Genomic DNA, 18,758 nt, shown 5'->3' on the forward strand with positions numbered 1-18,758 from the left:
AGAGAAATGAAGAAGGCACTGATCACAGGCATTACCGGTCAAGATGGCTCCTATCTCGCGGAGCTGTTGTTGAGCAAGGGATACGAGGTCCACGGACTTATTCGTAGATCGTCCACGTTCAATACAGCTCGAATCGACCACATGTATGTGGATCCCCACACGCCGGATGCAAAACTGTTCCTTCATTACGGAGATCTCAGCGACGGGGCGCGTTTGGTCACTCTTCTCGCACAGATACGCCCGGACGAGGTCTACAACCTTGCAGCGCAGTCCCATGTACGAGTGAGTTTCGACGAGCCCGAACATACCGGTGACACGACCGGAATCGGGTCGATCAGGTTGCTCGAAGCAGTCCGGATGGCTGGTCTCGAATGCAGGTTCTACCAGGCATCCAGTTCCGAGATGTTCGGTGCGACACCGCCTCCGCAGAACGAGCAGACTCCCTTCTATCCTCGATCGCCGTACGGTGCGGCGAAGGTGTACTCGTACTGGATCACCAAGAACTACCGCGAGGCGTACGGGATCTTTGCCGTGAACGGAATTCTGTTCAACCACGAATCTCCCCGGCGAGGCGAAACATTCGTCACTCGCAAGATCACGCGAGCGGTGGCGCGGATCAAGGCCGGTCTGGAAAGCCATTTGTACATGGGCAATCTCGATGCAATCCGCGACTGGGGCTATGCGCCGGAGTACGTGGAGGGAATGTGGAGAATGCTTCAGGTCGACGAACCGGACGATTACGTGCTCGCGACAGGCGGTAACTACTCGGTCAAGGATTTCCTGACGGTGGCCTTCGAGCACGCCGGCCTGAACTGGGAAGATCACGTGCGCTTCGACGAGCGCTATCTGCGGCCGACGGAAGTAGATGCGTTGATCGGAGACGCCGGTAAGGCGGAGCAGAAGCTCGGATGGAAGGCGACTGTACATACCCCGGAGCTGGCTCGAATCATGGTCGATGCGGACATCGAGGCTCTGACGTGTGAGGGCAAGCCCTGGATCGACCGTCCGAACCTGGTGGATTGGGAGCACGCTCGATGACGGGGGAGTACACGCAGAAGTCCCTCGATCGAAGCGACACGGTATACGTTGCGGGCCATCGTGGACTCGTTGGTTCAGCGATTTGGCGTCGTTTGGAAGCCGACGGTTTCAATCGCCTTGTCGGTCGCACGTCCGCCGAACTCGATCTTCGCGACCGCGGTGCCGTATTCGAATTCTTCGCCGCTGAGAGGCCGAAGAACGTGGTCCTCGCGGCAGCCAGAGTGGGCGGGATACTGGCGAACAGCACACTGCCGGTGGACTTCATCTCCGACAACCTTCGCATCCAGGTGAACGTGATGGACGCGGCGGCCGAATTCGACGTAGATCGCCTTCTATTCCTCGGATCATCCTGCATCTACCCGAAATTCGCACCTCAACCGATTCGCGAAGAATATCTGCTGACCGGTCATCTGGAACCGACGAACGATGCATATGCCATCGCAAAGATCGCGGGAATCCTGCAGGTACAGGCTGTTCGCAAGCAGTTCGGGCGACCGTGGATCTCCGCGATGCCGACGAACCTCTACGGCCCGGGTGACAACTTCTCTGCCAAGGGCTCTCATGTGCTGCCAGCCCTCATCAGGCGCTTCGACGACGCGCGCCGTGATGGAGCTGCGTCAGTCGTTAACTGGGGCAGCGGGACGCCGAGGCGCGAGTTTCTCCACGTCGACGACATGGCGGATGCCTGCCTTCATTTGCTCGACCACTATGACGGAGCAGAACACGTCAATGTTGGTACGGGCGAGGACCAGAGTATCGCGGAGATCTCCGCGATCGTGGCGGACGAGATCGGGTTCGACGGCGAGATCGAATGGGATCACTCGAAACCTGACGGGACGCCGCGGAAGTTGCTTGACATCGGGAAGCTTCGAGATTTGCGGTGGCAGCCCAGGATTGATCTTCGTGCGGGAATCGCATCGACCGTGGAGTGGTATCGACAGAACGTCGATTCGATCAGGACATGAAGTACTACAGCATTATTCGACGTAAACCCGACTTCGACAGGCAGACATCGTTATGACTTCTCGTATTGCGGTATTCGGCACCGGCTACCTCGGGGCGACACATGCAGCTTGCATGGCCGAGTTGGGTCACGAGGTTCTCGGGGTGGATGTTGATCCGAACAAGCTCGCGATGCTCGAAGCTGGGGAGGTTCCTTTCTACGAACCGGGACTCGAGGAAGTGCTGCGCCGCAACATAGCCGCGGGACGTCTTCGATTCACGGCTTCCTACGAGGAGGCCGCAGAGTTCGCCGACATCCATTTCCTCGGCGTCGGTACGCCGCAGAAGAAGGGGGAGTTCGCGGCCGACATGCGTTTTGTCGATTCGGTGATCGAGACGCTTGCACCCCTCTTGACCAGGCCGACCGTTATCTTCGGGAAATCAACAGTGCCAGTTGGTACAGCAGAGCGATTGGGTGCGCGGGCACGGGAACTGGCGCCTGCCGGACAAGACGTCGAGGTGGCGTGGAACCCGGAATTTCTCCGGGAAGGCTACGCGGTGAAAGACACACTTCACCCGGACCGGCTTGTGCTCGGGGTCGACCGTAATCGACCCGGACGTGCGGAATCGGTTGCGCGTGAAGTGTACGAGCAGCTCTTGAACGAAGGTATTCCCTTCGTTGTGACCGACCTTGCGACTTCGGAGTTGGTCAAAGCGTCAGCCAATGCATTTCTGGCGACGAAGATCTCGTTCATCAATGCGATCTCGGAGGTGTGCGAGGCGTCGGGCGCGGATGTGACCGTTCTTGCCGATGCCATCGGCCACGACGAGAGAATTGGTAGGCGATTCCTCAACGCCGGAATCGGTTTCGGTGGTGGCTGCCTACCTAAGGACATCCGTGCTTTCATGGCGCGTGCGGGTGAGCTGGGAGCAGATCAAGCACTCACTTTCCTACGCGAAGTCGACAATATCAACATGCGTCGTCGTACTCGGATGGTCGAACTGGCTCGAGAAGCGTGTGGTTCTCTACTCGGAGCCAATGTGGCGGTTCTCGGTGCAGCCTTCAAGCCTGACTCCGACGACGTGCGCGACTCACCTGCGCTGAACGTTGCCGGCCAGATTCAGCTCCAAGGCGCTGCCGTCAATGTCTATGACCCGAAGGCCATGGGAAACTCGAAGGCGTTGTTCCCCACCCTCACTTACACTTCGAGTGCACTTGACGCGTGTGCAGGAGCTGATGTCGTCTTGGTTCTGACCGAGTGGACCGAGTTTCGAAAGTTGTTGCCGTCGGATCTCGAAGTGGTCGTCCGCAAGAAGGTCATCATCGACGGACGTAACTGCCTGGAACCGACCACCTGGCGCGACGCAGGGTGGACCTATCGAGGTCTTGGAAGGCCGTAGATCGATGAAACCCTCAGTGAGGGATGGTTATTGCATGGCGTCGAGGGGAGTGCCCGCGTGTCTGGGACGAAGGTCCGTCAGTAGATGAACTATTCCGGTGTGGAAACTTCGATCGCCGCCCGTCGATTTCGGGGCGAGTGGTGTTTGCCCTGTTCGATTGGTGTGCACCGGCTTCCGGTGGCGGCGGGCGTTGTTGGATGTTCGCGGACTTTGGTCCTACGGCCGGCTGAGGGTGTGTGATCTTCGCGTGGTCAGCACATTCGGCTGGCGAAATCGAGGGGTTTCGATGCTGCGTTGCGGTGGTGAAAAGAACCACGACACAGTAGAGTTCAGCCTGGCTGCACGTTACGTCCGCTCTCTTCGATGTGCAGTGAACTCCAGGTGGCGGTGTCGGCCGATGAGGCTGACGAAGAGAACTGGACCAGATGTCCGTGTCGCAGGTTCGCCGCTGCGTCAACATGTAGTCGTGCCGTCAAGTGTGGACCACGAACTGAGATGCGTGAGATGCCACGAAGGTTTCTTGTCCCTGCCTGTTTCGGGATCGACCTCTCTGTGACGCAGGGACGCGCGATAAAAAGATTGGCTGCCTCGTTCAGCCTGGATTGAGTGCAGCGGCTCGACAAGCGGCTGTCGATTACTACTCGAATACGTGCTACGTGCTCGAGCCGAAGGAGATTCGACGATGGATGTACGGGACTACCTGAAGATCTTGCAGGCACGGTGGAAAATAGTCGTTGTCGTCACCGTGGTTGTGATCTTGGGCGCTTTGGGTGCCTCGTTGATTGCGACACCGGTCTACCAGGCTTCCACGCGCCTGTTCGTGTCGACTTCCACTGGAACGACCGTGAACGAGGCTTACCAAGGCAACCAGCTTTCACAGCAGTTGGTCACCTCCTACGCCAAGCTCCTCACTGGGGAGACGCTCGCGCAGCGAACAATCGATGCAGTGGGGTCAGATCGATTGGGTGGGCTGTCCGCGGCGGAGATCTCGTCGAAGGTGACCGCCACATCGGCGCCGGATACTGTACTTCTCGATTTGAGCGTGCAAGATGCGTCGCCTGAACTGGCACGCGAAATCGCAAATGCGCTGTCGGACGAGTTTGTCGTGATGGTCAAAGATCTGGGTACGCCCGCGAATGGTGGCACAGCGCCGGCGCGCGTCGTTGTCGAGCAGCGAGCACAAACTCCCGCGGAACCGGTGTCGCCGAAGACTTCGCGGAACGTGGCGCTCGGTGCCGCGATCGGGCTTCTGCTGGGGATCGGATTGGCTGTCGTGCGTGATCGCCTGGACAACACCGTCAAAGAGCGCAAGGTGGTCGAAGACATCGCCGGCGCGGCGATGGTGGGAACAATTCCGTTCGACAAGGAACGTGAAGTTCATCAAGCGATCAACTTCCACGAGGGCAACTCCGCAAGTGCCGAGGCGTACCGCGAACTGCGAACCAATCTGCAGTTCCTGGCCGTGGATCGTCCACCGAGTGTCATCGTCGTCACGAGTTCTCTTCCCTCCGAGGGAAAGACCACGACTGCGGTGAACATCGCACTCGTGCTGGCCGAGGCAGGCAAGAAGGTGTGTCTCGTCGAAGGTGACCTCCGTAAGCCTCGCGTTTCGAAGTACCTTGGACTTATCGGAAGCGTCGGTCTGAGCTCGGTCTTGGCTGGGCAAGCAGATCTCGACGACGTACTTCAAGTCACGAGCAATGCTGACCTGACGGTCCTTGCTTCAGGTCCGATTCCCCCGAACCCGAGCGAACTGCTGGGGACTGACACTGCCCATGCAGTCTTTACCGATCTCCGCAGAAGGTTCGACTACGTCATCATCGACGCCTCGCCGTTGCTTCCGGTTACGGATGCTGCAGTGCTTTCAGCGCTGGCGGACGGTGCGCTCGTGATTGCTCGTCACGGCTCGACGAAGAGGGATCAGCTGAGCAGGGCGGTCGGCAATCTCCACAGTGTGGGCGCGACAATTCTCGGCACTGTCATCACGATGACCCCGCTGAACGGTCGTGGTGTCTACGAGTACAAGTACTACTACGATTCCGATCCGGTTGTCGCTGACGTGGCCGTGGGAGGTTCCGTGGACAGCAATCCAGTCGGCGAACGAAGGGTAACGTCGACAGTCAACTGATCTGGTCGTACGTTAAATCCCGACGCCTCACAGGGCCCTCGAGCAATGCTCGAGGGCCCTTCTGCGTGTGGTGAATCGGACGCAATTCTTTAGTCGGGTCCTCTGAGTCTGCGACGCTGCGGTCTGACCTGTCCTACTTGACCGGTGCCGCTACGGCTTTCGATCTGGTTGCGCCTGACGAGCCGTTGTGAGCTTCCTGTTGGAGTCGTGTGACGAGTGTGGCTGACCGCAGGCGGACCAGCACGGTTCGGCGATTGGAGTTGCGCAACGTCTAGATCTCGGTCTGGCATCCCGTGCTGGATTCAGGCAGTGGGTGCAGTAGCTGTTGGCGCAGCCAGAGTCGTGGACGGGGCCCGACATTGTTCCGGCAACCAACTGGTGGATCGCTCGCGGCGGCCGGTATCTCGGTGCTATCCAGATGCGGCACAGCATGAACGAGATCTTGGCCGATTTCGGTGGTCATATCGGCTATGGAATCCGGCCGCCGGAACGCCGGCAAGGTATCGCGTCGACGGCGCTGCAGGAGATGCTCACGTATGCCACACAACCGGTGGGCCTCGGTCGAGTCCTGATTGCCCGCAACGAGATGAACGTGGGTTCACGCAAGGCCATCGAGGTTTGCGGGGGTCTACTCGCGAGCGTGCGCCCAGCTGATCAGTCGACCGCAACCTCGGCTGTTCGAGAGACACGATCCGCTACTGGGCGCCAACGAGCATGTCGAGCGTCAGTTGACCTATACGCGGCCACGCACTCTTGCCATGGCCGTGCATGCTTGCCATGGACATAGCCGTCGGTAGCGGTCGCCCCGCTTTGTAGTCGAACGGCTGCTCAATTCCCCCTTCTCGAATTGGATTGTGCTGCAAATCTTTCTGCACCGCATGGACGGTCAGTGGCGGTCCAGGCTCCTCCTTTCGCATGTCTAAATTCTCGGTGTCGCCCGACCGTAGGTTCGCGCATTGCCGGCCAGTCGTAAGTAAAGCGCGCAGAGGCCAAGTGCCGGACAATCGTCCAGGTCTGAGGCGACGCCGAACGCATCAAAGTATGGTTTGCAGAGCGATTACCAACTGCGTGCTGGTTTCCGTCCAAACGTGGAGTCCAATTGATCAAGGCGATGAAAACTATAGGTACGCAATGGTAATGGTGAGGAATGTTCGCACCCTCCTGCTTAGAGGGTGAATAACTGACCTCAATGCTGGCGTTCGGAAGAAGTTCGGAAAGCGCTATTGCCACACTGTCCGGAATGTGGCAAACTCCTCACTGGTACTGACCAGCTAGCCGAAGAATTGCCAAGACGTGAGTCCTGACAATATCGAGGCTGGCGACGTCAGCGGGCGATGAGAAATCGCCGATCGTCCTGTGTTTGGGTCGTTAGTGGACTCTGCTTCAATCATGGGGTGTGAGCTGCGGCAATGCCGCAATAATCGACAGTTGGGCCGAGGCCTGACAACAGTCGCCGGGTTAACTGCAAGGCGCACGTAATGCGACCATTCGCACTGAACGCAGCAATGCGGAGCAGTTGCTTCGCTGTCGAAGTTTCGGGATTCGGCAAGGCGGTCCGATGGACCTCGGCCGGCGAACAGCTTCAGGCCGAATTTTGTGCATGGGGAAAGGTTTCTGAACACATGACGGTTCTCGAGATGGCCGCGCCCACGAAAGAACGGCCACAACAACACCGACGAGTAGCGCCGGAGAGGGCTGGTGGAGTTTCCGCACGCAGGAAATGGCAATCTGCGTATCTTCGTCGTCTGGCGATCACCGACACGATCATTGTTGCGGCAGTTGTGTTTCTGGCTCAATGGTGGCGATTCGGTAGCGACGCGGATGTCGTAGACGGTGAAGCATTCGGCCATTTCAGCTACACCGCACTGTCTTTCGCCCTGATTATCGGCTGGTTCGCCGTATTGAGAGTATTTCGCACCAGATCTCCTCGCGTGATCGGAAGCGGCCCTGAAGAGTACCGATTGATCGCCGTCGGAACGCTCCGCCTGTTCGGACTGATTGCGATCGCCAGCCTTCTCCTTCACCTGGAGATCGCGCGCCTGTACCTCGCCGTGGCGTTTCCGATGGGATTGACCGCCTTGATCGCGAGTCGTTGGATCTGGCGACGGGTGATTGCTCGTGAGCGAGCCCGAGGTGAATTTCGAACTGCCGTACTTGTGGTCGGTGTGCGAGGGGCGGTTGTCGATCTTGCACGCAACCTCGAGCGAGACGATGCCCATGGATACCGAGTCGTCGGAGTCTGCGTACCTGGCTACGGAGGAGACGTGGGCGAAGTTGTCACAGTGAACGGTCGGGACATTCCGGTGCTCGGAGATGAGCACAGTGTCACGGACGCAATCGAACAGGTCGGTGCCGACACGGTGGCAGTGACGGCGTCGGAGCGATTCGGACCGGAAAGGCTGCGGACGTTGGCCTGGGATCTCGAGCGCGATCATGTGGACCTTGTTGTTGCACCAGGGATTCTGGATGTGTCCGGACCGAGGCTGTCGATGCGCCCGGTCGCAGGATTTCCGCTGATCCATGTCGAGCGTCCGCGCTATCACGGCGCGCAGAAGTTCACGAAGACGACCTTCGACATCGTCTTCTCGACCGTGGTACTCGCCGTGATCAGTCCGGTGCTTCTGGCGGCTGCGATCGCAGTCAAGCTCACGAGCAAGGGGCCGGTTCTGTACAAGTCCGAGCGGATGGGGCTGGACGGGCAGCCGTTCCCCATGCTCAAGTTCCGCTCGATGGTCCAGGATGCGGATTCTCAAGTCACGGCGCTGATGAAGGAGAACGAAGGCGCCGGAGTGCTTTTCAAGATGCGAGATGATCCGCGTGTGACGACGGTCGGTCGCTTCATGCGTCGGTACTCGATCGACGAGTTGCCCCAGTTCGTCAATGTTCTTCGGCGCGAGATGAGCGTCGTCGGACCGCGGCCACCGCTTCGGCGCGAGGTCGAGATGTACGACGGTGCGGTCAGTCGCCGGCTACTGGTCAAGCCCGGTGTCACCGGCCTGTGGCAAGTCAGCGGACGTTCTGATCTTTCGTGGGAAGACACTGTCCGCCTTGATCTTTCCTACGTCGACAACTGGTCGATGATGGGTGACGTCATGATCGTCGCGAAGACGCTCAAGGCGGTGGTGGGAAGTGATGGCGCCTACTGACAAGAATGCGGCACCGGCGCCTTGCGAAAATGAGGCACCGAACAATCCGCTGATCTTGCGAACGGCATTGGTGATCGCGGTCATCGGCGCGAGCGGAGCCTTTCAGGCCTACACGCAGAAGACAGCGCTCGGATCGTTGCTCGTACACGGTTCGGCCGTTCTCTCGGCGACACTCGCGTTGGTCTACTTCCTCGACCGGCGATACTCACGCAACGCGTCCTGGCCTGTCTTCACGCTTCTGATCGCGGCCGGCGTTCCGGCAACCAGCTGGTACTGGTCGACGTTGCCCCGGAACTCCGCCGTCGCCGGCATCGTCATCGTGTGCCTGGCGATCACGGGAATCATGGTCGCCCGCGAGTTGACCTTCCCGGTGCGAGTGCGGACTGTGGCCGTCACCTTGCTGGTACTACTGGTGCTGTCGCTGATGGTCGTGGTCCTCGATCCTTCGACCGGCATCGATGTGGATACCCGCGCTGTTGCCTACCGCGGAATCTTCACGCACAAGAATACTTTGGGCCGAATGGCTGCGATCGAAGTTGTCCTTGTTGCTGTCATGCTCATGCTTCCCGACGTCAAGCGTATTCCGTGGGTGGCGGCACTGGCTGTCGCCGGCATCGTGTTGTTCGAAGCCCGGAGCCAGACCAGTCTCGTCGCTGCAGGGATTGCGCTGGCGACAGTGCTTGCTCTGAAGTGCCTTCGACGGACACCTAACGCTCGCCTTGCCTCGACGGTGATCATCGGGCTGTACATCGGGGTGTCCGGCGCGATGAAGGTGCTCGGACCCGATGTCGCAGCGCTACTCTCGCGAGATGTCACGTTGACCGGCCGGCTACATCTCTGGACGGTATCCGAGTACTACGCCGAACAGCGGCCCCTGCTCGGTTGGGGCTTCGGCTCGGTCTGGGCACCTGACAGCGTTGTCGGACAGATGATCCGGTCCAAGCTGTCCTTTCCGGCGACCAGCGCGCACAACGGAATGCTCGACATTCGTCTCCAGATCGGTTGGATCGGATTCCTGCTGCTGTTGGCCGGTTATTACCTGCTTCTGAACACGGCGCTCGGGCGAGCTCGCAGCAGAACGGAGTACATCGCCGTCGTCGCGATCATGGTTCTCGTCTTCTCGATGGACTTGACGGAGTCGACGCTCTTCTTCGGCGCCATGTGGCTGATCGCATGGGTCTTCCTGGCGCCGTACGGACCCTCGACGCACCGCTCTCACAGTGCAGGCAACGCCGAATTGTCGATCCGTAGGGGTCGTGCGTACGGGTTCGCTCCGGAGCGAAGAGGAGGTCAGTGAGATGTACAAGTCGTTCGATGTAGCGCGTTCGAAGCCTGAAGTGAACCCGACGTCCGCCGGTGGATCCACGCCGCCGAAAGCCTTGATGTTCCATGCGATCTATCGGAATCCGGGTGGTGAGGAGCAGAGCTTCGCGAACGAATCCAAGCTCCTCGAATCGATCGGATACGAGACGGTTCAGTGCACTACCGAGAATTCCAAGATCTCCCGGGGACCGTGGGCGGCAGTCACCGCAGTGTTCAGTCCTCGAGTACTCGTCGATGCATTGCGCATCATTCGTTCGGAGCGACCGGACATCGTCTACGTGAACAATCTCTGGCCGGCGTTCTCGGCTTCGTTGCTCGTGGCCGCACGAGCCGCCGCAATTCCTACGTTGCAGGCGGTTCGGAACTATCGCCTCGCCACACCGTCAGCAAAGTTGCGCGCAGATGGCACGTGCACCGAATGCGGTTCCACCAACTACTTCACGAGTTGTGTCCGCAACGGATGCTACGGAAACAGCCGACTGCAGAGCCTTGTCTGCTACCTGAGCGCTGCGGCGGTCAAGATCAGCGTCTTGGGGTGGAAGCAGCACAGGTTTGTCGCAACGAGCGCGATGACAGCACGTCTGGTCGAGGGACGACTGATCGATTCTGGCCGCGTCGTGGTTCGTCCGAACTTCGGATTCGAAGAAAATGAACCCGAGTTCCGGAGCACTGATTCGGTCGTGTGCGTCAGCCGACTGACACCGGAGAAGGGCGTCCTGGACTTGGTGCGCAACTGGCCGCAGGGCGCTGGAAGTCCCTCGCTCACAGTTCTCGGTGACGGACCGCAGTACGGCGAGATCTCCAGCATAAGCGCAGCTCTCGACAACGTCACGCTGGCCGGATTCACTTCACACGAAGATGTGATCGAGATACTCCGCGACAGTGCGGCGTCCGTGGTGCCGTCTCAGTGGGCAGAACCGTTCGGACGCGTTGCGATCGAGTCGATGTCGGTTGGCACCCCGGTCATCTACGCAACCAGCGGTGCACTCGCGGACATCGTCGGACCGGGCGGAACGCCTCTCCATACCTTGGAAGAGTCGTCGATACGCGAGGCCCTCGACCGAATCTTCGGAGCGGACGACCGATCGGCGATACGCAGATCCGCTTATCGTCACTACTCGAATCGCTTCACATCGCGCAAGGCGGCGACGTCGATGCGTGAGCTCATCAACGAGGTGAGATCGTGAACGATCGCACTCGGTATGTGACATTCATGGCCGATCAAGGGCTTTCGAGCGTCCTCACTTTTGTCGTTCTCACCTCGGTGGCACGACTCGGTGGTCCGATCGAAGTCGGCCAGGTTGCCGTGATTCAATCGGCGGGTCTGTTGGCACTGGCACTGGGGAGAGCGATCGGCGTCGACGTCTGGCTGTCGCGAGGGGCGGTGTCCGACGAGCGTGGACCGGCGTTGGCACCCACGATCGTGCTGGCGGCGGTATCGGTGACATCGGTGTGGGCACTGTTCCTGATCGCCGGCTCGGACTCGATGAATCTCACGGTATACGCGTTGGCTGCAGCTGGTTTCGTGGTGTTGGACGTGATACGCACGATGCTGATGCACGACGGAGCGAGTTGGATCTCTGCGTCGATACAGATCGTGACACTCTCGTTCGTCCTAATTGCAGCTTTCCTGGTCGAGAATCTGACACTTGCACTCGTGACCTATACGGTCGGTGTCTTCGTCGCGCTCGCGCTCGGTCACGCATCCATGCGTCTGGTACCGCCGGTGCCGTCGGTCAGGTACTCGCGCACTCACCGATATAGATCCGTGCCGTTTGCGATCGAGATATTGATGGGATCAGCTGCGCAGCAGGCGATGTTCTTGATACTCACCGTGGTGGCGTCGATCTCGATGATCGGTGAGATCAGAACTGCCCAGACACTGCTCGGTCCACTGTCCTTGATGTTCGCGGGCATCTCGCCAATTCTGATGCGTAAGTTCGGCAGTGGTGTCGAAGCGATGAGCGCGAGCGAGTGCATGGCACTCGGCCGCCGAGTGGGCTTGCAGATCTTCTGGATTTCGATCATCTGCGTTTCGCTGATCTGTCTCACACTCGAGATTCGACTCTCGGGAGTGCGATTGATGGATCATCTGGTCGGACCGCACTTTCCGAACTTGATACCGGTCATTCTGCTCTGCGGGTTGGCGGTGGCGTTCAACGGGATTCTGCTGGGAGTCGGCACGTCGATCCGCGTCGTGGACAAGACGGGAAACCTCAACAGATTTCGCGCCTTGCTGTTGCCTCTGCAGTTTCTGATCGTTCTCGGGGCAGGACTGACCGACAGCGCCGTACACGTCGCAGGAGCATTGGCCGCGTCGGCGTGCGTCAGCGCGAGCGTCGCACTCCTGGTCTCGATGAACCGTGGCGCCCGACCGAAAGTTGACCTCTCATGAAGAATCCCAGCGGCGTCATAGTGGCGATTCTGACCTTCCGTCGCGAATCGGAACTGGCTGTATGCATCGACAGCGTCCGGGCATCGATCCAGGCTTCCGGTGTCTCCGCCCAGGTCGTAGTAGGCGACAATGATCCGGAATCCACCACACCGACGTATGTTGCCGACGGGATCGAACGACTGCATCTCGGATTTGGCGGGGTATCTCCGGCGCGACGTGCGCTGGTCGATCTCGCCCGTGCACGAGATCGTCGTTACATCGTCTTCGTCGACGACGACGAGTACGTCGATGTCGACTGGCTGTCGAATCTCCTCACCTGCGCCGCAGATTTCGACGCAGGTGCTGTGGCCGGTCCTGTGATTCCGGTGGGTCTGCCTGCCTCAGAACTTCCATTGCACACTCGCGTTCGCCATTCGACCGGCACCCCGGTTGCGTCTGCAGGCGCCGGAAATCTGTTGTTGGACCTGAAGACTTTGAACGGCTTGAACTTCAGTGACGACTGGGATCTACCTGGCGGCGAGGACACCGAGTTCACGCTCAGGATGAGCGCCGGCGGTGTCCGGTTGTTGTGGTGCGACGAGGCGCTTGCGTACGAACCCATCGACGAGGATCGGCGTCGGGACTCCTGGCTCTTCGCCCGGTATGTCAACAACGGACGAATCCTCGCGGTCTGTCAAGGACAGCTCGACCTGCCACTGTTGACGGCTCAGAGTGCCAAACGCGCTCTGCTCGTACTCGCGTCGGCGACGTTGATCCCCGTTGCCCTGATCAGTCCACGGATCAAACGCGTGGTTCTCGACCACGGTGCACGCAACATCGGTTGGTTCTCAGAGCGATTCAGCCGCCGCGATTCTCGGAAGCCGCGCGCACAGAGGCTGGTGGTAGCGCGATGACACGGTTGTTGATGACGGCATACGCCTGCGATCCGAATCAAGGGAGTGAATCCGGTGCGGGTTGGGCGCTTCTCTCGGCGGCTTCCGAACTGTGTGAGTCGATCACGGTGGTGACTCGCTCCGGTGAGGCTCCTGCTTTGGAATCGGAGTGTGAAAAGCTCGGTTGCGAAGTTCGTGTCGTGCGAATAGCGACTTTGACCGCGGAAGAAGCCGGATCGTACGGTCGATACCTCCGATGGCTCTGGCACACTTCACTGTTCGTTCGGCGTGAAGCGGCAAACTTCGACGTCCTGCACCATGCAACTTTCGCCTCCGACTGGCTGCCACCACCGGTGCTGTTCGGTGGAGCCGGCGGCGCACGACTCGTATGGGGGCCTGCCGGGGGCAACACCTACCCGCCGATGCCGCTCGCCAAGCGCATCGGTATGCGGTATCTGGCAACCACGGCAGTTCGAACCTGCTCGACGAAAGCCGTTCGGTCACTGACACATGTCTTCATGGCCGGACGAGTCGACACTTTCATCGCGATGAACTCCGACAGCGGACGTGGCGCACCGCGGGCACGCAACGTCGTCATTCAACCCAATTGTGTTCTGGACTACGACGGAATCGAGAAGCAAGCGGTACCCAGGCCGAAACGAAGGCTCTTGTTCGTAGGAAGACTGTTGCAGTACAAAGGAATCGACCTGATTCTGGACGCGCTCGAGCATTTGGGCACCGAGTGGTCCATGACCTTTGTCGGGGACGGACCCGCCCGCGGGCGGATCGAGAAGTCGCTTCCGTATCGGCGCGGTCAGGTCACGCTTCGCGGGTGGCGCGACAGATCGGAAGTGGTGGGCGAGATGGGGGCCTCCTCCGTTCTGCTCTTCCCGAGCATGCACGATTCGGGCGGCTGGGTGGCGGCCGAAGCAGCTGCGGTGGGCCTCCCGGTGGTCTGTTTGGATCTCGGCGGTGTGCCGACACTGGCCGGTAGGAACGCCGTGGCGATCCCGGTTGCTCCGGCGTCGACTCTCGCCTCTCGTATCGCTCGATCGGTTGTCGAGACAGAACTTTCTTTCTTTGAACCGCAGCGTGATTGGACTCGATCTCGGCTGAAATCGGTCTTGTCGCGCAGCTACGGCCAGTGCAATGAACGTCAACAAACGAACTCGAAGAAGTGGTGAGACAGATGAGCAGTCCGTTCGAGGTCATCGAGGTGGGTGGCATTCCGTTTGCCGCGACCAATCTCGAGGGAGCAACCGATTGGGTAGTCAACGACAGACGAGAGGGAGCGGGAACCGGAGTCTCCGTGAGGTTGTCGAATTCCTACTGCGTGTCGGCGGCGCACAGCGATCGCGACTACTCCGCGGTTTTGAAGGGTCCCGGTGTGAACTTCGCAGACGGAACCCCGGTCAACTGGGTGATGCGCCTGATCGGCGGCACCGCTTCCGATCACGTCGGTGTTCGACCAGTCCGGGGTCCGTCGTTCTTCGAGGCCACCCTGGACAAGGGGCGCCGCTACGGCCTTCGTCACCATTTTGTCGGCACGACAGAAGAGACGTTGAGCCTCTTGACGGATCGAGTCGAGGAGCTGTATCCGGGTATCGAGGTGGCTGGCACTTATGCCCCGCCGTTTGCCGCGTTCAGCAAGGAGTTCGTCGATGACATCATCACGAAGGTCGGTCCGTCGGCCCCGGACATCGTGTGGGTCGGCTTGGGAGCTCCGAAGCAGGATTTTGTCACGAAGGCGATAGCGGATCGAACCGACTACGTGGCCGTCGGTGTCGGCGCGGCCTTCGATTTTTTGGCCGGAACTGTCTCGGAGGCACCATCTTTCGTCCAGAACTCGGGTTTCGAGTGGCTGTATCGACTTGCATCGGAACCCAAACGTCTGTGGCGGCGCTACCTGTTCGGTAACTCGACCTTCGTTCGGTTGGCATCGCGTGACATTCGAAAGTTCCTCGGCCGTTCGGGGGGACGCACATGAGCGAGATCAAGACTGCCGAGCGATTCGGAGGAATACGGACCACAACCGTGGTTTCGCAACTATCAGGCGGGCTGTCCCGCAACGGAAGGAACGCAGGATGAAACGCGCACTGATTACCGGAATCACGGGACAGGACGGCTCTTACCTCGCCGAGTTGCTGCTCTCCAAAGGCTACGAGGTTCACGGACTGATCCGTCGATCGTCGACGTTCAATACTTCGAGGATCAACCACATCTATGTGGACCCCCACCATGCGGATGCACGGCTTTTCCTTCACTACGGTGACCTCAGTGACGGAGCGCGCCTGGTGACGCTGCTCGCGCAGATCAAACCGGACGAGGTATACAACCTCGCTGCGCAGTCTCACGTCAGAGTCAGCTTCGACGAACCCGAACACACGGGGAACACGACAGGTGTCGGGTCGATCCGACTACTGGAAGCGGTTCGGATGGCCGGACTCGACTGCCGGTTCTACCAGGCGTCGAGCTCTGAGATGTTCGGTGCCACACCACCGCCGCAGAACGAGGAGACACCGTTCTATCCACGCTCGCCCTACGGTGCGGCGAAGGTGTACTCGTACTGGATCACCAAGAACTACCGTGAGGCGTACGGAATCTTCGCGGTGAACGGAATTCTGTTCAATCACGAGTCCCCCAGGCGCGGTGAGACGTTCGTGACGCGCAAGATCACGCGGGCAGTCGCACGTATCAAGGCCGGGATCGAGGATCATCTGTACATGGGTAATCTCGATGCGATACGCGATTGGGGGTACGCGCCGGAGTATGTCGAGGGAATGTGGCGCATGCTGCAGGTCGACGAGCCTGAGGATTTTGTGCTGGCCACCGGTGGCAACTACTCGGTGCGCGACTTCCTCACAGTCGCTTTCGAACACGCAGGTCTGAACTGGGAGAACCACGTTCGATTCGACGAACGGTATCTTCGGCCGACCGAGGTGGACGCACTGATCGGGGATCCGAGCCATGCCGAGCGCAAACTCGGTTGGAAGGCCGGCGTGCACACACCCGAACTGGCCCGGATCATGGTCGAGGCAGACATCGAAGCGCTCGAACATGAAGGGCGCCCGTGGATCGACACTCCGGCACTTCCCGACTGGTTGGCGACGCGATGAGTGATTCATTCGCAGCGCGACCACTCGATCGAGGCGCACCGTTCTACGTGGCTGGACACCGAGGTCTGGTCGGCTCTTCGGTGTGGCGAAAACTGGAATCTGCCGGCTTCTCCCGGTTGCTCGGACGGACCTCCGCCGAACTCGATCTGCGTGAGCGGGAAGCTGTTTTCGAGTTTTTCGCCCGCGAAAAGCCGACCAACGTGATCCTTGCAGCAGCAAAAGTTGGTGGGATTGCGGCGAACAGCACGTTCCTCGTCGACTTCCTGTCGGAGAATCTCCGTATCCAGGTGAACGTGCTCGACGCTGCCCTTGCACACGGCGTCGAGCGTCTCCTGTTCCTCGGATCATCGTGCATCTACCCGAAATTGGCGCCGCAGCCGATCAAGGAGGAATACCTGCTCACCGGGCATCTCGAGCCGACCAACGACGCCTATGCAATAGCAAAGATTGCGGGAATACTCCATGTTCAAGCTGCCAGGCGGCAGCATGGTCGATCCTGGATCTCGGCGATGCCCACCAACCTGTACGGCCCGGGAGACAATTTCTCGCCGCGTGGATCGCATGTACTTCCCGCCCTCGTTCGGCGTTACGACGAGGCGCAGTCGTCCGCAGCGCCGTTGGTTGTCAACTGGGGGAGTGGCAATCCTCGCCGTGAATTTCTGCATGTCGACGATCTGGCGTCGGCGTGTCTGCATCTGCTCGACAACTACGACGGTGCATCGCACGTCAACGTGGGAACCGGCGAGGACCACACAATTCGTGAGATCGCTTCGATGGTCGCCGACGAGGTCGGATACACCGGCGAGACGCGGTGGGACACCTCGAAGCCTGACGGAACAATGCAGAAACTTTTGGACGTGAGCATGATTCGTGAACTCGGATGGCGGCCGACAATCGGATTGCGCGAGGGAATCGCGTCGACGGTCTCGTGGTACCGAGACAACATCGGTGCCGTACGCATCTGAATTACCCATCCCATCAACACTTCACACACTGTCGAGAAAGCAGATCGAGCAACATGAGCACTCGCATAGCAGTTTTCGGCACGGGATACCTGGGCGCGACACACGCGGCGTGTATGGCCGAACTCGGTCACGAGGTCCTCGGAGTGGATGTCGACGCGGCCAAGCTGGAGAAACTGGCAGCAGGGGAAGTTCCTTTCTACGAGCCAGGTTTGGGCGAGGTCCTACGACGAAACATCGATCGAGGAAGGCTGAAGTTCACGTCGTCTTACGAGGAAGCCGCTGAATTTGCGGACGTGTTCTTCCTCGGGGTCGGTACGCCGCAGAAGAAGGGTGAGTTCGCCGCTGACATGGTCTACGTGGATGCCGTGATCGAAACTTTGGCACCGCTGCTCACCAAACCCGCGGTCATCTTCGGGAAGTCCACGGTGCCGGTGGGAACCGCGGAACGGCTCGGTAAGCGCGCGCGGGAACTGGCACCGGTTGGTGACGGCGTCGAAGTCGCATGGAATCCCGAGTTTCTGCGCGAGGGGTTTGCCGTCCAGGACACATTGCATCCAGATCGTCTGGTGCTCGGGGTCGACCGCGGTCGACACGGTCGCGCGGAATCCGCTGCGCGCGAGGTTTATGCAGACCTCCTCGATGAGGGAATTCCCTTTCTCGTCACGGACCTCGCTACGTCCGAGTTGGTCAAAGCGTCAGCGAATGCATTCCTGGCCACGAAAATCTCGTTCATCAACGCGATTTCCGAAGTGTGCGAGGCTGCTGGCGCCGACGTCACAGTGCTCGCCGACGCGATCGGGTACGACGTTCGGATCGGACGTCGATTCCTCAACGCGGGAATTGGTTTCGGCGGCGGTTGCCTACCCAAGGACATCCGTGCCTTCATGGCTCGCGCCGGTGAACTCGGTGCCGACCAAGCACTGACGTTCCTACGCGAAGTCGACAACATCAACATGCGCAGACGGACACGCATGGTCGAACTGGCGCGGGAGGCATGCGGATCGCTTCTCGGTGCGAGAGTCGCAGTTCTGGGTGCCGCGTTCAAACCGGACTCGGACGACGTTCGTGATTCGCCGGCGCTCAACGTCGCGGGTCAGATTCAGCTTCAAGGCGCAGCAGTGAACGTGTACGACCCGAAGGCCATGGACAATTCGCGTGCGCTGTTCCCGACGTTGACCTATTCGGCAAATGCGTTGGAGGCGTGCGAAGGCGCCGATGTCGTCCTGGTGTTGACCGAGTGGCCCGAATTTTTGAAGTTGCAGCCGTCCGATCTCGATGCAGTCGTTCGCAAGAAGGTGATCGTCGACGGGCGCAATTGCCTTTCCCCCGACGAGTGGCGAGGCGCAGGTTGGAACTACCGCGGACTGGGACGCCCGTGAGCACAGGACGTTTCGTCCGTCGCAGCTGATCGATATCGAAATTGAGAAAGCCC

The 18,758-nt window shown here is 59.8% G+C and carries 15 protein-coding genes; all 15 read left to right on the forward strand.

All coding sequences use genetic code 11. From position 1 onward, the window contains the following. Nucleotides 1-6: 6 nt before the first annotated feature. The 15 genes from gmd (H7C86_RS13000) (at nt 7) to H7C86_RS13070 (ending at nt 18,705) form a co-directional block, all read left to right on the forward strand. Complete coding sequence (gene gmd, locus H7C86_RS13000; protein ID WP_042951020.1) at nt 7-1,038, forward strand: GDP-mannose 4,6-dehydratase; 1,032 nt, start codon at nt 7-9, stop codon at nt 1,036-1,038. Next, on the forward strand, nt 1,035-2,003 hold the full coding sequence (locus H7C86_RS13005) for a GDP-L-fucose synthase (protein ID WP_182261655.1): 969 nt from the start codon (nt 1,035-1,037) through the stop codon (nt 2,001-2,003). The genes gmd (H7C86_RS13000) and H7C86_RS13005 overlap by 4 nt, the downstream gene beginning before the upstream one ends. 52 nt (nt 2,004-2,055) lie before the next feature. Beyond that, complete coding sequence (locus H7C86_RS13010) at nt 2,056-3,381, forward strand: UDP-glucose/GDP-mannose dehydrogenase family protein (RefSeq protein WP_099698604.1); 1,326 nt, start codon at nt 2,056-2,058, stop codon at nt 3,379-3,381. A 682-nt stretch (nt 3,382-4,063) separates the two neighbouring features. Beyond that, entirely contained in the window at nt 4,064-5,509 is a 1,446-nt protein-coding gene (locus H7C86_RS13015; protein WP_019747429.1) for a polysaccharide biosynthesis tyrosine autokinase, read from the forward strand. 418 nt (nt 5,510-5,927) lie between these two features. After that, on the forward strand, nt 5,928-6,296 hold the full coding sequence (locus tag H7C86_RS13020; RefSeq protein ID WP_372461248.1) for a GNAT family N-acetyltransferase: 369 nt from the start codon (nt 5,928-5,930) through the stop codon (nt 6,294-6,296). A gap of 835 nt (nt 6,297-7,131) precedes the next feature. Further along, on the forward strand, nt 7,132-8,655 hold the full coding sequence (locus H7C86_RS13025; RefSeq protein ID WP_180279671.1) for a sugar transferase: 1,524 nt from the start codon (nt 7,132-7,134) through the stop codon (nt 8,653-8,655). Then, nucleotides 8,642-9,952: an O-antigen ligase gene (locus H7C86_RS13030; RefSeq protein WP_021343202.1), complete on the forward strand. Its 1,311-nt coding sequence runs from the start codon at nt 8,642-8,644 to the stop codon at nt 9,950-9,952. The genes H7C86_RS13025 and H7C86_RS13030 overlap by 14 nt, the downstream gene beginning before the upstream one ends. A gap of 1 nt (nt 9,953) precedes the next feature. Continuing rightward, on the forward strand, nt 9,954-11,165 hold the full coding sequence (locus H7C86_RS13035; protein WP_069146279.1) for a glycosyltransferase family 4 protein: 1,212 nt from the start codon (nt 9,954-9,956) through the stop codon (nt 11,163-11,165). Next, nucleotides 11,162-12,373 carry a hypothetical protein gene (locus H7C86_RS13040; RefSeq protein WP_069146126.1) on the forward strand — a complete coding sequence of 404 codons (1,212 nt, stop codon included), beginning with the start codon at nt 11,162-11,164 and terminating at the stop codon, nt 12,371-12,373. The genes H7C86_RS13035 and H7C86_RS13040 overlap by 4 nt, the downstream gene beginning before the upstream one ends. After that, nucleotides 12,370-13,266: a glycosyltransferase family 2 protein gene (locus H7C86_RS13045; RefSeq protein WP_182261656.1), complete on the forward strand. Its 897-nt coding sequence runs from the start codon at nt 12,370-12,372 to the stop codon at nt 13,264-13,266. The genes H7C86_RS13040 and H7C86_RS13045 overlap by 4 nt, the downstream gene beginning before the upstream one ends. Next, on the forward strand, nt 13,263-14,429 hold the full coding sequence (locus tag H7C86_RS13050; protein ID WP_019747423.1) for a glycosyltransferase family 4 protein: 1,167 nt from the start codon (nt 13,263-13,265) through the stop codon (nt 14,427-14,429). Before H7C86_RS13045 ends, H7C86_RS13050 begins: the two co-directional genes overlap by 4 nt. A 5-nt stretch (nt 14,430-14,434) precedes the next feature. Further along, nucleotides 14,435-15,232 (forward strand): WecB/TagA/CpsF family glycosyltransferase, encoded by a 798-nt coding sequence (locus H7C86_RS13055; RefSeq protein WP_019747422.1) that lies wholly within the window; start codon nt 14,435-14,437, stop codon nt 15,230-15,232. A gap of 97 nt (nt 15,233-15,329) precedes the next feature. Beyond that, nucleotides 15,330-16,361, forward strand: coding sequence for a GDP-mannose 4,6-dehydratase (gene gmd / locus H7C86_RS13060; protein WP_019747421.1), 1,032 nt, complete (start codon nt 15,330-15,332; stop codon nt 16,359-16,361). Continuing rightward, on the forward strand, nt 16,358-17,326 hold the full coding sequence (locus tag H7C86_RS13065) for a GDP-L-fucose synthase (protein WP_182261657.1): 969 nt from the start codon (nt 16,358-16,360) through the stop codon (nt 17,324-17,326). The genes gmd (H7C86_RS13060) and H7C86_RS13065 overlap by 4 nt, the downstream gene beginning before the upstream one ends. 53 nt (nt 17,327-17,379) lie before the next feature. Further along, complete coding sequence (locus H7C86_RS13070; RefSeq protein WP_020906581.1) at nt 17,380-18,705, forward strand: UDP-glucose/GDP-mannose dehydrogenase family protein; 1,326 nt, start codon at nt 17,380-17,382, stop codon at nt 18,703-18,705. Nucleotides 18,706-18,758 lie beyond the last annotated feature (53 nt).

Source organism: Rhodococcus sp. UFZ-B548 (assembly GCF_903819475.1).
Taxonomy (GTDB): Bacteria; Actinomycetota; Actinomycetes; order Mycobacteriales; family Mycobacteriaceae; genus Rhodococcus_F; species Rhodococcus_F erythropolis.